At 62.0% G+C, this 12,997-nt stretch carries 13 protein-coding genes and 1 other RNA gene; 5 read left to right on the top strand and 9 right to left on the bottom strand.

The annotated features are described in order from the left end of the window. Positions 1-8: 8 nt before the first annotated feature. Entirely contained in the window at positions 9-299 is a 291-nt protein-coding gene (locus ACGYK9_RS01610; protein ID WP_394407817.1) for a hypothetical protein, read from the bottom strand. A 548-nt stretch (positions 300-847) separates the two neighbouring features. Between ACGYK9_RS01610 and ACGYK9_RS01605 the strand changes: the two genes are divergently transcribed. Beyond that, positions 848-3,754, top strand: coding sequence for an Rne/Rng family ribonuclease (locus ACGYK9_RS01605; RefSeq protein WP_394407815.1), 2,907 nt, complete (start codon positions 848-850; stop codon positions 3,752-3,754). 89 nt (positions 3,755-3,843) lie between these two features. Here the strand turns inward: ACGYK9_RS01605 and ACGYK9_RS01600 are convergent, their stop codons facing one another. Beyond that, complete coding sequence (locus ACGYK9_RS01600; RefSeq protein ID WP_067266668.1) at positions 3,844-4,071, bottom strand: sulfurtransferase TusA family protein; 228 nt, start codon at positions 4,069-4,071, stop codon at positions 3,844-3,846. A gap of 91 nt (positions 4,072-4,162) precedes the next feature. On the opposite strand from ACGYK9_RS01600, the gene ACGYK9_RS01595 reads away from it, so the two are divergent. The 4 genes from ACGYK9_RS01595 to ACGYK9_RS01580 all read left to right on the top strand — a co-directional run bounded on the left by ACGYK9_RS01595 (position 4,163) and on the right by ACGYK9_RS01580 (position 8,509). Then, complete coding sequence (locus tag ACGYK9_RS01595) at positions 4,163-4,915, top strand: cytochrome c biogenesis CcdA family protein (RefSeq protein ID WP_271687236.1); 753 nt, start codon at positions 4,163-4,165, stop codon at positions 4,913-4,915. 53 nt (positions 4,916-4,968) lie between these two features. After that, entirely contained in the window at positions 4,969-6,198 is a 1,230-nt protein-coding gene (locus tag ACGYK9_RS01590) for a hypothetical protein (protein ID WP_394407813.1), read from the top strand. Continuing rightward, on the top strand, positions 6,195-7,547 hold the full coding sequence (locus ACGYK9_RS01585) for a cytochrome P450 (protein ID WP_394407811.1): 1,353 nt from the start codon (positions 6,195-6,197) through the stop codon (positions 7,545-7,547). The genes ACGYK9_RS01590 and ACGYK9_RS01585 overlap by 4 nt, the downstream gene beginning before the upstream one ends. A 68-nt stretch (positions 7,548-7,615) precedes the next feature. Then, positions 7,616-8,509: a fructose bisphosphate aldolase gene (locus ACGYK9_RS01580; protein ID WP_394407809.1), complete on the top strand. Its 894-nt coding sequence runs from the start codon at positions 7,616-7,618 to the stop codon at positions 8,507-8,509. A 48-nt stretch (positions 8,510-8,557) separates the two neighbouring features. On the opposite strand, the gene ACGYK9_RS01575 is transcribed toward ACGYK9_RS01580, so the two are convergent. The 7 genes from ACGYK9_RS01575 to ssrA all read right to left on the bottom strand — a co-directional run bounded on the left by ACGYK9_RS01575 (position 8,558) and on the right by ssrA (position 12,951). Then, complete coding sequence (locus ACGYK9_RS01575) at positions 8,558-8,785, bottom strand: N-(5'-phosphoribosyl)anthranilate isomerase (RefSeq protein ID WP_394407807.1); 228 nt, start codon at positions 8,783-8,785, stop codon at positions 8,558-8,560. Between the two features lie 9 nt (positions 8,786-8,794). After that, entirely contained in the window at positions 8,795-9,028 is a 234-nt protein-coding gene (locus ACGYK9_RS01570) for a ribbon-helix-helix domain-containing protein (RefSeq protein WP_394407805.1), read from the bottom strand. Then, positions 9,025-9,201, bottom strand: a complete 177-nt coding sequence (locus tag ACGYK9_RS01565) for a DUF4169 family protein (RefSeq protein WP_067266677.1) — start codon at positions 9,199-9,201, stop codon at positions 9,025-9,027. Before ACGYK9_RS01565 ends, ACGYK9_RS01570 begins: the two co-directional genes overlap by 4 nt. Then, positions 9,198-10,589, bottom strand: a complete 1,392-nt coding sequence (gene fumC / locus ACGYK9_RS01560) for a class II fumarate hydratase (protein ID WP_209217764.1) — start codon at positions 10,587-10,589, stop codon at positions 9,198-9,200. Before fumC ends, ACGYK9_RS01565 begins: the two co-directional genes overlap by 4 nt. 95 nt (positions 10,590-10,684) lie before the next feature. Next, positions 10,685-11,164, bottom strand: a complete 480-nt coding sequence (locus ACGYK9_RS01555; RefSeq protein WP_394407803.1) for an SspB family protein — start codon at positions 11,162-11,164, stop codon at positions 10,685-10,687. 73 nt (positions 11,165-11,237) lie between these two features. Further along, the gene (gene chrA / locus ACGYK9_RS01550) at positions 11,238-12,482 is read right to left on the bottom strand and encodes a chromate efflux transporter (protein ID WP_394407801.1); all 1,245 of its coding nucleotides are present in this window, start codon (positions 12,480-12,482) and stop codon (positions 11,238-11,240) included. Positions 12,483-12,602: 120 nt separating this feature from the next. Beyond that, positions 12,603-12,951: a transfer-messenger RNA gene (gene ssrA, locus ACGYK9_RS01545) on the bottom strand. Positions 12,952-12,997: the final 46 nt, after the last annotated feature.

The following is a 12,997-nucleotide window of genomic DNA, read 5'->3' as shown; positions in this document are numbered from 1 at the left end:
AGCGCGGCTTAACCGTTGCGCTGCTCCGCGATCTCGACCGCTTTGCCATTCGGATCGGTGATGCAAGACCAGCTCGCCGCGCCGGGCACATCGACGATATGGCGGTAAAGCTCAACGACCGGACAGGTGGTATTGATCGCAACCCCCGCCGCTCCGGTTTGCTGGGCCACCGCAGAGACACAGCTTTTCTGCCCGCGCAATTCCGCCAGCGCTGCGGGGTCGTCGGCCACGGCGATCTCATCACAGGCGGTGAGGCCCAGAAGGGTCAGACAAAGCGCGGGGCGCAGAAATTTAGGCATGAGAGCGGTCCTTTGAAACTCTGGGCCGCATCGGCGGCAAGGCAATTCAATAGCGTCGACCGGCGACAGCCGCTGCGACAGTCTGAATGTTTCCAAGCCCATGCGCCTTGTCAACCGACCGGGGATAAAGCGCATTTGACTGTTGCTCATTCGATTGACCATTGTGTTTCACCCCGTAAAGCCCTTAACTAGCCGGATAAGTCCCGTAACGCCCGACCGGCGTGGGGTGACTTTTGACAGTTTCGCTGCCGTGCCCGCCCGACACCGGGGGGCCAGCAGACCGATTGGGCCGGAAACGGCCGAAGAACCGCTGATATTCGCGAGGGTTAGCCCGACCGAAGCACAGCTAATTAATGGATGGGAGAGGCCGCAGAGCCCTCGCATCGGAGAAGAACCGCGATGACGCGCGCAGATGCTCAGAGCAGACAGTCGGGGGCCATTCGTGGCCCTGCTGTTGCCGCGTCCTCCATCGCCCTGACAAGTCACACCTCCCAGCCCGAAGCCCCGCCAGGGGCCTTTTGTGCGCGGGTGCTGTGCATAATGGATCTATGTCTAAGAAAATGCTTATCGATGCCACCCACGCCGAGGAAACTCGGGTCGTGGTCGTGGACGGAAACAAGGTCGAAGAATTCGATTTTGAATCGGAAAACAAACGCCAGCTTGCTGGCAATATCTATCTAGCCAAGGTTACACGGGTCGAGCCGTCGCTTCAGGCGGCCTTTGTCGACTATGGCGGCAACCGTCACGGTTTCCTCGCTTTCTCGGAAATTCACCCCGATTATTACCAGATTCCCGTGGCCGACCGTCAGGCGCTGCTGGAAGAAGAGCGCGCCTATGCCGAAGCGCAGGCCGCCAAGGATGACGAGGAAGAAAAACCTAAGCGGACTCGCTCGCGGTCACGCAGCCGGTCGAAGAGCCAAGCGGCCGAGACCAACAGCGATGATGCCGTAGCCACCGCCGAGGTCGCCGAGGACAACAGCGATCAGATCGCGGGCATGGAAACCGTCGATCTCGACAGCGAAGAGGGCAGCTCGCCCATGGAGCGGGTCGCGGAGACGCCGGTTGAAGAGCCCGAGAATGATGCGGCGGAGGGTGATATCGCCAAGGCCGAGGACGCGGCCCCGGCCAAGGCGGATGACGCGGCAAAGGCCGAGGATGCCGACGCCCAGGATGACGCGCAGGCCGACGGTGAAGACGCCGATGGCGAGGACAAAGGCAGCGATGCCACGGCGAAGGACGATTCCATCGAATCCGTCGCCGATGAAGACGACAGCGAAGACATCCGCCCCGTGCGCAAACCGCGCCCGCGCCGCTACAAGATTCAAGAAGTCATCAAGGTCCGCCAGATCCTGCTGGTGCAGGTCGTTAAGGAAGAGCGTGGCAACAAGGGTGCGGCGCTGACCACCTATCTCAGCCTCGCCGGTCGTTACTGCGTGCTAATGCCCAACACCGCCCGTGGGGGCGGCATCTCACGCAAGATCACCAATGCCGCCGACCGCAAGAAACTGAAAGAGATCGCGACCGAGATCGAGGTGCCGAAAGGTGCGGGCCTGATCGTGCGCACCGCCGGGGCGAAACGCACCAAGGCCGAAATCAAGCGCGATTACGAATACCTCCAGCGCCTCTGGGAGCAGATCCGCGAGCTGACGCTGAAATCCATCGCGCCCGCCAAGATCTACGAGGAAGGCGACCTGATCAAACGCTCGATCCGCGACCTCTATAACCGCGAGATTGATGAGATTCACGTTGAAGGCGAGCGCGGCTACCGCATCGCCAAGGACTTCATGAAGATGATCATGCCGTCCCACGCCAAGAACGTGAAGCTCTACAACGAGAGCCTGCCGCTCTTCGCCCGCTATCAGGTGGAAAGCTACCTCTCGGGCATGTTCAACCCGACGGTGCAACTGCCCTCGGGCGGCTATATCGTGATCGGTGTGACCGAAGCGCTGGTAGCGATCGACGTGAACTCGGGCCGGGCGACCAAGGAAGGTTCGATCGAACAGACCGCGCTCAAGACCAACCTTGAGGCCGCCGATGAGGTGGCACGCCAGCTGCGTCTGCGTGACCTTGCGGGCCTGATCGTGATCGACTTCATCGACATGGACGAGCGCAAGAACAACGCCGCCGTCGAAAAGCGCATGAAGGATCGGCTCAAGACCGACCGCGCGCGGATCCAGGTCGGCCGCATCTCGGGCTTTGGCCTGATGGAAATGTCGCGTCAGCGTCTGCGTCCCGGCATGATCGAGGCGACGACCCAGCCTTGCCACGCCTGCCACGGCACCGGCCTCGTGCGCTCGGACGATAACCTCGCCCTGTCGATCATCCGCCAGATCGAGGAAGAAGGCACCCGCCGCCGCTCCCGCGAAGTACTGGTGCGCGCGCCCGTGGGCATCGCCAACTTCCTGATGAACCAAAAGCGCGAGCATATCGCCCATATCGAAATGCGCTACGGCATGTCCGTGCGGATCGAGGGCGATCCGTCGCTGGTGAGCCCCGACTTCCACATCGAGAAGTTCAAGACGGCCACGCGCACCGTGCCGCCCGTCTCGGATCACGTCGTCTCGGTCGATACTTCCCTCATGGATCAAATCGACGAGGATGAGAGCGCCGCCGAGGCCGAAGAGGCCCCCGCCGCACAGGACGCCAGCCCCTCCGACAACGGGAACGGCAATGGCAATGGTGAAGAGGGCGAGGGCAAATCCAAGCGCCGCCGTCGTCGTCGTCGCAGCCGGGGTGGCCGTGGCCGCAGTGGCAATGGCGATCAGCAAAACGGTGCAGAGGATCAAAACGGTGCTCAGCAGCAGGACGAAGCGAAATCGGACGAGGGCGAGAAAACCGCGCCGGTAGAGGCGGAAGCCCCGCAGGCCGAAGCGGAAGCCGCGCCCGCCGCCGAGGAGAAGCCCAAGCCGAAATCCCGCAGCCGCTCGCGCAAGCCTAAGGCCGAAGTCGCTCCCGAAGCGGAACCCGCGCCCGAAGCCCTTGCCGCCGCAGAAGGCGAAGCGCCGAAGGTCAGCGCCGAGGCCGAAGGGCAGGAGACGCCCAAGCCCAAGGCCAAGCGTAGCCGACGGACCAAGAAACCCGCAGCCGAAGCGGCGGAAGAGACCGTGAGCGCAGACGCCGTGGCAAGTGAGGAAGAGGCCGCACCCGCGCCGAAGCCCAAGCGCCGCAGCCGGGCCAAGGCCAAGCCGGTCGAGCCGGTCGCCGAGGCCACGCCCGATGCAATGGCCGAAGCCCTGCCGAGCGAAGCGCCCATCGCGGCCCCGTCACCGGAAACGGCGCCGCCCGTCGCGGAAGCGCCTCAGCCTGAGCCGCAGCCCGACCCCGCGCCGCAGCCGGTGGAGGCCGAGGCACCCGCTGCCGAAACCGCTCCTGAGCCGGTGGCCGAAAAGGTAGAAGAGCAGCCCGCCGAAAAGCCCAAGCCCAAACGGCGCGGCTGGTGGTCGCTGGGCAGCTAAAGCGCTCTAGATAAAGCAAACGGCGGGCTCTCAGGCCCGCCGTTTTCAGTTTGGCGATAGGGTAAGAAAGACGGCGCGACCGCGCCCGCTCAGCCGCCCTTGGTGATGATATAAAGCTCTGCCGCGCCCTCGGTCCGGGTTTCGGTCAGCTGATGGCCCGCCTCGGCACAGAAATGCGGCACGTCGATCACGGCGGCGGGGTCATCCGCCGTCATGTGAAGCTGATCGCCCGGCGCCAGCGCGGCCAGTCGTTTGCGTGCCTTCAGCACGGGCAGGGGGCAGAGAAGCCCCGTGGCATCCAGTTTTTCGATCTTCATAAGATCAGTTAAGCCAAGCCGGTCCCGAGGTCCACGATCTTGTGACAATATGACAGGTGACGCCGGGGCCATGTCGGTCTAGGAGTCGGTCATGTTTGAAATAAGCCTCCTCGACGCCGGGATCCTGCCGGCCATGACCATCGCCCTTGTCGCCGGGATTTTCAGTTTCCTGTCGCCCTGCGTGCTGCCCATCGTGCCGCCATATCTGGCCTATATGGGGGGCGTGTCGATCAATGACATGTCGAGCCAATCCAGCGCGCGGCGGCGGGCGGTGGTGGCGGCGCTGTTCTTCGTGCTGGGGCTAAGCACCGTCTTCGTGCTCTTGGGCTTCACCGCCTCGGCCTTTGGGATGTTCTTTCTTCAGAATCAGGCGCTTTTCGCTAAGATTTCCGGCGTGGTGATCATCGTCTTTGGCCTGCATTTCATCGGCCTTTTCCGCATTCCCTTTCTGGACCAAGAGGCGCGGTTGGACGCGGGCGACAAGGGCGGCTCCAGCTTTGGCGCCTATGTTCTGGGGCTGGCTTTCGCCTTTGGCTGGACGCCCTGCATCGGCCCGCAGCTCGGCGCAATCCTGTCGCTCGCGGCGAGCGAGGCTTCCGTCTCTCGCGGGACGCTTTTGCTGGGCGTCTATGCGGCAGGGCTGGGCATTCCGTTCCTGCTGGCCGCGATGTTCATCACCCGCGCGATGACACTGATGAATCGGATCAAACCGCATATGAAGCTGATTGAGCGGATCATGGGGGGGCTTCTTGTGCTCGTCGGGCTGGCCTTGCTGACCGGTGCCTTCACCGCCTTCTCTTTTTGGCTGCTCGAAACCTTCCCGATCCTCGCAACCGTGGGTTAAGCCTTATTCTCGCCCCGAATTACGGCTAGACTATGCCGAAGAAGAGGGCGGGCATGGTAAGCAAAGCGCAGGGAAAGACGGTGAAAACGCGCCGGGTGTTCTACATCCCCGGCTACGATCCGATTCACCCGCGCCGCTACCGCGAGCTGTACCGCAAGGAAAGCGCGGCGCAGGCGGCGATCTCGGGCTATGAGATTGGGCTGAAGCCGAAAGCAGGCCGCGGGAATTACGGCTGGCAGGTGGATGCTGAGATCGACGGGCAGCGGGTGAGCGCGCAGGTCGAGGTTCTGGTCTGGTCCGACATCGTGCGCGAAAGCATGAGCAGTTCGATCCCCGCGACCTATTGGCAATTGCTCCGCACCGCTTGGGTCTACATCGGGTCGGGCGCGCTCTGGCGGCTCATGCGACTGCGCAAGGGGCCGGTGATCGCCGCACTCTACCCCGTTGGCATGTTGATCGCGCAGGCGCTGCTGGCGGTGGCGCTTGGCCTGTTGAGCTATGGCCTTCTCGGCATGCTCAGCGATCATTGGGCCGCGCGGCTCGCCTTCGCGGCACTGGGCATGGGGTTGGGCATTGCCCTGCTGCGCTGGTTCAAAAAGAAGGACGGCAAGTTTTTCGCCTATTACCTCATGCATGACTACGCCTATTCCGCCGCCACCAAGGGCGCGAATCCACCGCAGCTTGAGGCCCGGATGGCCACCTTTGGCGATGCCATCGCCGCCGCGCTGACTGATGATGTCGACGAGGTGTTGGTCGTCGGCCATTCCTCGGGCGCGCATCTGGGGGTTTCTGTGCTGGCCGATCTGATCCGGTCGGGCAGGGTGGCCGAAGGCGGGCCTGCTCTGGGTTTCCTCACGCTGGGGCAGGTGGTGCCAATGGTGTCTTTCTTGCCCCGGGCCGAGCGGTTGCGCAGCGATCTGCGCTATCTCTCGGCGCGTGATGAATTGGCTTGGGTCGATGTCACCGCCCCGGGCGATGGCTGCGCCTTTGCGCTTTGCGATCCGGTGTCGGTGTCCGGCGTGGCCCCCGAGGGGAAACGCTGGCCGCTGGTCTTCTCCGCCGCCTTCACGCAAACGCTTAGTCCCGCGCGTTGGAAGGCGCTGCGCTGGCGCTTCTTCCGGCTGCATTTCCAGTATCTTTGCGCCTTTGACCGGCCACGCGACTACGATTATTTCCAGATCACTGCCGGGCCCCAGACACTCGCCACGCGCTATGACGGACGGCCCGCGTCGAAATCCCGGATCGACCACGCGGTCAGCAAATACACCTCTGTCGCCGCATGAGCCATCCGCCCAAACCCCCCGCGCGGCCCGACCGCGTGTCGCTCTGGCGCTATGCCAAACTGTTTCGCGCCGACATCCTCTCGGCCCAGCCCGCGCGGCTCTATCGGGCGTGGATGGCCGAGTTCAAAACGCCCTTCTTCCGCAGCTACCTGATGAACCAGCCCGAACTGGTGAAAACCGTGTTGAAAGACCGGCCCGAAGATTTCCCCAAGTCCGACCGCATCGGCGAGGGGCTGCGGCCCCTCTTGGGCAACTCCGTCTTTCTGACCAATGGCGAGACATGGAAACGCCAGCGCCGCATTATCGACCCAGCCTTCGAGGGCGGGCGCCTGCGCGAGACCTTTCCAGCCATGTGGGACGCGGCAGAGGCGGCTGCGGCACGGCTGGAGCCCAAGGCGGGTGAGGTGGTCGAGATCGAGGCTGAGACAAGCCACGCCGCCGCCGATGTGATCTTTCGCACGCTGTTTTCCCTGCCGATCGAACATGAGGTCGCCCGCGCGGTTTTTGACGAGTTTCGCAATTACCAGCGCAGCCAGCCAATCCTGAACCTCGGGGCGCTTTTGCCGCTGCCGCGCTGGATGCCGCGCCTGTTTCGCCGCGACACGCGGGCCAGCGCGGCGCGGATCAGGACACTGATCACCGATCTGACCCGCGCGCGCATGGCGCAGATCGAGGCGGGCACCGCGCCCGATGATCTTGCCACCAAGATCATGACCCAAGCCGATCCCGAAACCGGAGAGCGCTTCGACACCCAAGAGATGGTCGATCAGGTCGCGATCTTCTTTCTTGCAGGGCATGAGACCAGCGCCTCGGCCCTTGCTTGGGCACTGTACCTGATGGCCACCCATCCCGCGTGGCAAGAGCGACTGGCGGAAGAGGCGCAGGCGCTTGAGACCTGCGATTTCGCGGTGATGTCGAAACTCAAGCTCAGCCGCGATGTATTTCGCGAGACGCTGCGCCTCTACCCGCCGGTGCCGATGATGGTGCGCGAGAACCGCTGCCCCGAACGCTTCCGTGACCGACAGGTGAAACAAGGCGCGCAACTGGTGCTCAGCCCGTGGCATCTGCACCGCCACGAACGGCTCTGGGACAACCCCGACGGCTTTGACCCGACCCGCTGGCAGACTGAGAACGGCAGACAGTGCCAGCGCGACGCTTTCATCCCATTCTCCGCCGGGCCGCGGGTCTGCACTGGGGCGGGCTTTGCCATGGTCGAGGGGCCGCTGATCCTGTCGCGCATCCTGCGCGACTTCCGCGTGACCGCCCAACCGGACCGCGTGCCAGTGCCTGTCGCACATTTGACCGTCCGTTCAGATAAGGGCATTTGGTTAGCGCTATCAAGACGCTAGCTGCTATCATCGGCTTTGCGTTTCAATTAGAAACGCAGCGAACGGAATCAAAATAGGACCTGGGTGACATGGGCTACGACAAGGCGCAACTTGAGCAAATGGACAGCGGCAAGGGCTTCATCGCGGCGCTTGATCAATCGGGTGGCTCCACCCCCAAGGCGCTGAGCCTCTATGGCGTGGAACCGTCGGATTACAACGGCGACGAAGAGATGTTCAAAGCCGTCCATGACATGCGCGCGCGGATCATCTTGGCCGATGATTTCACCTCTGAAAAAGTGATTGGCGCGATCCTTTTCGAGCGCACGATGGATGACACGATCAATGGCAAACCGGTCGCGCAGCTGCTCTGGGAAGACCGCGGCGTGGTGCCTTTCCTGAAGATCGACAAGGGTCTGGAAGAGACCAATAACGGCGTGCAGATGATGAAGCCGATCATGGAGATCGACGATCTGCTGGCCCGCGCGGTAAAGCACGGCATCTTCGGCACCAAGGAACGCTCTGTTATTCATGAGGCCAATGAAAACGGCATCGCCGCCGTGGTGGCGCAGCAGTTCGAACTGGCCAAACAGGTCTGTGCCGCCGGTCTCGTGCCGATCATCGAGCCCGAGGTGAACATCAACTCCGTGAGCAAGGCCGAGGCCGAAGAAATTTTGCACGGTGAGATCGCGAAACACCTGAAGGCGCTGCCCGAAGGTGAGATGGTGATGCTGAAGCTGACGATCCCCGAGAAGGCCGGTCTCTATGATGATCTGGCCGAACATGCCAATGTTCTGCGCGTCGTGGCGCTGTCGGGTGGCTATTCCACAGCGGAAGCCTGCGAACGGCTGGGCAAGAACCGGACCATGATCGCCAGCTTCTCCCGCGCTTTGACCGAAGGGCTGAACTTCAAGATGACGGACGCGGAGTTCAACGAGGCGCTTGGGCAGAACATTGAGAAAATCTACCAAGCCTCAATTTGCTGAACGGAATTTTTTGAAAATTCCGAAGCCGATTTCTTTTAAAGAAATCGGCTACACGATCCGCCGGATGGGTTCACGATTGCAAAATATGATGACCTGTCCGGCGTTCTCCACCGCTTGATAGCCGCGGCGTTTCAGTTCCAGTTCAAATTCTCGGCGGCCAACGAACTTTTCGATATCGCGCGCTTTTCGGCGGATCACTTGACCCCGAATGGTTGACTTTGACGCAAAGATATCGTCCAGCCAAGCAGCCGGTGAGAGAGGGGATACGAGGACCATGACCCGACGCTAATCCGCTTTTGGTAAACGTTCCTTTAACGACCGCAGCACGAATAGGCGGATCGCCCCTGCCAGCCCGATATCCAGTCCGCGGGCGGCGTCAATCTCGGCCACCAACGCGTTGATCGGCATGCCTCGTGCGGCGGCGATGGCGCGGAACTCATGCCAGAATTCGTCTTCGAGGGAGATCGATGTCCGGTGACCCCTTAGGGTCACCGAATGTTTGCGGGGCCTTGCGCTCATGTCTCGCGCTTATGCGCGTCGAGCGTGGCCTTGGCTTGGGCGGCGCTTTTGCGCGCCGCCTCCTTCTCAGCTTTGCTACGGCCAAAGCGCAGCGCATTCTCATCCGCCTGAGCGCGGCGGGCCGCAAGATCGCGTGCCTTTCTCGCCTTGTTCAGGTTGATGGGCTGGCTCATTTCGGGCCGATCATATTCTCAGGGCGCACCACACGCTCGAAGGTCTCGGCATCGACGAAGCCCAAGGCAATCGCCTCTTCCTTCAACGTGGTGCCGTTCTTATGCGCGGTCTTGGCGACCTTGGTGGCGTTGTCATAACCGATCTCGGGGGCCAGCGCGGTGACCAGCATCAGCGACTCGCGCATCAGCTTCTCGATCCGGTCCGCGTCAGCCTTGAGGCCATCCACCAGATTGTCGGTAAAGGCCGAAGCCGCATCGCCCAAAAGCTGCATGGATTGCAACACGTTATAGGCCATCATCGGCTTGTAGACGTTAAGCTCGAAATGCCCCTGCGATCCGGCGAAGCCCACGGCGGCATCATTGCCCATGACATGGGCGCAGACCTGCGTCAGCGCCTCGCATTGGGTCGGGTTCACCTTGCCCGGCATGATCGAAGAGCCGGGCTCGTTCTCGGGCAGGATCAGCTCGCCCAGGCCGCAGCGCGGGCCGGAGCCCAGAAGTCGGATGTCATTGGCAATTTTGAACAGCGAGGCCGACACGGTTTTCAGCGCGCCAGAGATCTCGACCATCGCGTCATGGGCGGCCAGCGCTTCGAACTTGTTGGGCGCTGTGACGAAGGGCAGGCCGGTGATCTCGGCCATGTTGTGGGCCACGGTTTCCGCCCAGCCTTGCTTGGTGTTGAGCCCGGTGCCCACGGCGGTGCCGCCCTGTGCCAGCTCATAGATACGGCCAAGCGCATCGCGCACGCGGGCAATGCCCATGGCGACCTGATGGGTATAGCCCGAGAATTCCTGAGACAGCGTCAGCGGTGTCGCGTCCTGCGTATGGGTGCGGCCGATTTTGATGATGCCGTCAAATTCCTCGACCTTCTTCTGCAACGCGCCGTGCAGCTTCTCCAGCCCCGGCAGCAGCACGTCACGCGCCGTCATCGCGGTGGCGATATGCATGGCGGTGGGGAAGGTGTCGTTCGAGGACTGGCCCATGTTGCAGTGATCGTTGGGGTGCACCGGATCTTTCGAGCCAATGGTGCCTCCCATGAGTTCAATTGCGCGGTTGGCGATGACCTCATTGGCGTTCATGTTCGACTGGGTGCCGGAACCGGTCTGCCAGACCACCAGCGGGAAGTTATCGTCGAACTTGCCCTCGAAAACTTCGCCAGCGGCCTGAATGATCGCGCGACCGCGTTCCTCGTCCAGCGAGCCCTGCGCCACATTCGCCTGCGCGCAGGCCTTCTTGATCACGCCGAGCGCGCGCACGATGGCGATGGGTTGCTTTTCCCAGCCAATCGGGAAGTTCATGATCGAACGCTGCGTCTGCGCGCCCCAGTATTTATCGGCGGGGACTTCGAGCGGACCAAAGCTGTCGGTTTCGGTGCGGGTATCGGCCATTCTGCGGCTCCTGCTGTGACTTATCGTTGTCCAGCGGTGTACCTGCGCCTTACGCGCTGCGCAATGCGGGGATGGCGCTAACGGCCATTCCGCCGCTACTTCCGAAAGGAATCGAGCGAGACGATCTCGGCATCTTTGACCGGCTCTTCTGCGACTTCCAACTCTGCTTCATCCGTCTGATCGAGCGTGGCCTCATCTTCCGCCACGTCTTGCTCTTCGGTTTCTTGCTGTTCGAACCGCAGGCCGAACTCAACCGAAGGGTCCACGAAGGTGCGGATCGCGTCGTAAGGAATATAAAGCGGCTCCGGCGCATCGCCGAAGTTCAACGTGATGGCGAAACCGTCCTCACCCACATCGAGGCCATCGTACCAATGCTGCATCACCACGGTCATCTCATCGGGATAGCGGTCGGACAGCCAATCGGCCAATTCCGCGTCCGGATGCGAGGTGTCGAAGGTGATGAAGAAGTGGTGATTCCCCGGCAGTCCCTTGTCCGATACGTCTTGCAAGACCCTGCGGATCAGGCCCCGCATGGCTTCGTGCATCAGGTTGCCGTAATCAATGCTGCGGCTCATTCTTCTCTCCGGTCCGGACGTTGGGCAGGGGTAAGCATACCCCATTCAGGGGCGAGTGAAAGGGGGTCCCGCGCTAAATCGCGTGAAGGATCAGCGCCAGCGTGGCGAGCAGAACCATCGTGAGGACAAAACCGCGCTTGAGCGCCAGCATCAGCACGGAAGCCAAGAGGGTAAGCGCGGCGGCCATGGGGTTGAAACTGTGCCAGACGGGCAGAGGCAGGGCGAGCGGGCCATCAGCGCCCACCCGGTCAAACAGCACATGCAGCGCGAACCAGACCGAGAGATTTGCAATGACCCCCACCACAGCCGCCGTGATCGCCCGCAGCGCGCCTGCGATGCGCGGCTGTTCAGAGAGCGCTTCAAGATACGGGCCAGCGAGGAAAATCCACAGGAAACAGGGCGTGAAAGTGACCCAAAGCGCCAGCAGCCCGGCAACCATCGCCCCCGCGGGGCCGCTTTGCGCAAATCCCGCCAGCATCCCGACGAATTGCGTCACGAGGATCAGTGGGCCGGGGGTCGTCTCAGCCAGGCCAAGCGCGTCGATCATCTGATCGGTCTCGATCCAGCCGAAATCCTGCACCACGGTCTGGGTCATATAGGCCAGCACCGCATAGGCCCCGCCGAAGGTCACCACGGCCAGTTTGGAAAAGAACAGCCCCAGTTGCAGCAGAAAGTCGTCGCCGATGAAGGCAAGGAACAGAAGCGGCGCGGCCCAGAGACCACCCCAGATGAGCAGGGTGCGCAGGCTATGCGCAGGCGGCAGGTTGGCGGCTTCGGTCTCGGGCGTCGGGCTTCGGGTCAGCATCCCAATGGCCCCGGCCACCAGAATGATCAGCGGAAACGGCAGACCCAGCACGAAGAGCGCGATGAAAGACCCAAAGGCCAGCGCCCAGCCGAGCCGCCCATGAAGCGCCTTTAAAGAAACCTTCAGAAGCGCTTGGAATACCACGATAATGACAGCGGCCTTGATGCCCAGGAAGGCCGTTTGCACCAAGGGCATCTGCCCATACCACGCATAAAGCAGCGCAAGTGCCGCAATGAAGACCGCACCCGGCACGACGAAAAGCAACCCTCCCAACAGCCCGCCCGCGACGCCGCGCAGGCGCCAGCCTGCATAGGTCGCCAGCTGCATCGCCTCCGGTCCGGGCAACAGCATACAGAGCGAAAGGGCCCGCAGGTAGGTCTGCTCGCTCAGCCACGGGCGATGCTCGACCAGCTCGCGGTGCATCACGGCGATTTGGGCTGCGGGGCCGCCGAAGGACATCAACCCAATCCGGCCAAAGACGCGAAACATATCGGGCCAACTAGGTGGGGTCATCGGGGCCATCCTGCGTCATCAAAGCCACCACGGCTTCGCTGCGTCACGGATAGGGACAGAGGAAAGCGCGGTCAAGTTAATGCAAGAGCGCCTTCTAACGGGTATGAAACGGAAGGAAAAAGTGCAGGTTTCTGTTGCCAGGTACCTGCGAACCCCGCCTTAAGCTGCAAGGCCTAAGGACTTAAGATTTCAGTCGCTGAAACCGCTTACGCGGCCATCGCAACTGGAGCACGATTGTCATTTGCAATTGTACAGTTTGAACCGATAACGGTGGTATCTCACCGAGACAAAGCAACCCCTTTAGACGTTCGTCGATCCTATTTCGGCCCCATGATCCCCAAATGAAGGATGTTTGGTGGAGCCGCCGGGTACCGCCCCCGGGTCCGAACCGCTTATTACGAGCGCGTTTATGTCCATAGTCCCGAAGGACAGGATTAAAGTAGGGCTGCGATGGGTGAATTGCAAGGGGTGGGATGCGGCGAATTTTCTACGTCAAGATAAGCGCGTATCTCATT

The organism is Sulfitobacter sp. 1A15258 (assembly GCF_043557045.1).
GTDB lineage: Bacteria > Pseudomonadota > Alphaproteobacteria > Rhodobacterales > Rhodobacteraceae > Sulfitobacter > Sulfitobacter faviae.
The sequence above is the reverse complement of the archived record's forward strand: the minus strand, read 5'-3'. Positions and strand labels throughout refer to the sequence as shown.

Bases quoted from the DNA above. Each gene is read 5' to 3' on its own strand.
- ACGYK9_RS01575 (WP_394407807.1), bottom strand. From the start codon at position 8,785: ATGGTCCTCGTATCCCCTCTCTCACCGGCTGCTTGGCTGGACGATATC.
- ACGYK9_RS01580 (WP_394407809.1), top strand. From the start codon at position 7,616: ATGGGCTACGACAAGGCGCAACTTGAGCAAATGGACAGCGGCAAGGGC.
- ACGYK9_RS01590 (WP_394407813.1), top strand. From the start codon at position 4,969: ATGGTAAGCAAAGCGCAGGGAAAGACGGTGAAAACGCGCCGGGTGTTC.
- ACGYK9_RS01565 (WP_067266677.1), bottom strand. From the start codon at position 9,201: ATGAGCCAGCCCATCAACCTGAACAAGGCGAGAAAGGCACGCGATCTT.
- ACGYK9_RS01555 (WP_394407803.1), bottom strand. From the start codon at position 11,164: ATGAGCCGCAGCATTGATTACGGCAACCTGATGCACGAAGCCATGCGG.
- chrA (WP_394407801.1), bottom strand. From the start codon at position 12,482: ATGACCCCACCTAGTTGGCCCGATATGTTTCGCGTCTTTGGCCGGATT.
- ACGYK9_RS01605 (WP_394407815.1), top strand. From the start codon at position 848: ATGTCTAAGAAAATGCTTATCGATGCCACCCACGCCGAGGAAACTCGG.
- ACGYK9_RS01600 (WP_067266668.1), bottom strand. From the start codon at position 4,071: ATGAAGATCGAAAAACTGGATGCCACGGGGCTTCTCTGCCCCCTGCCC.
- fumC (WP_209217764.1), bottom strand. From the start codon at position 10,589: ATGGCCGATACCCGCACCGAAACCGACAGCTTTGGTCCGCTCGAAGTC.
- ACGYK9_RS01585 (WP_394407811.1), top strand. From the start codon at position 6,195: ATGAGCCATCCGCCCAAACCCCCCGCGCGGCCCGACCGCGTGTCGCTC.
- ACGYK9_RS01610 (WP_394407817.1), bottom strand. From the start codon at position 299: ATGCCTAAATTTCTGCGCCCCGCGCTTTGTCTGACCCTTCTGGGCCTC.
- ACGYK9_RS01570 (WP_394407805.1), bottom strand. From the start codon at position 9,028: ATGAGCGCAAGGCCCCGCAAACATTCGGTGACCCTAAGGGGTCACCGG.
- ACGYK9_RS01595 (WP_271687236.1), top strand. From the start codon at position 4,163: ATGTTTGAAATAAGCCTCCTCGACGCCGGGATCCTGCCGGCCATGACC.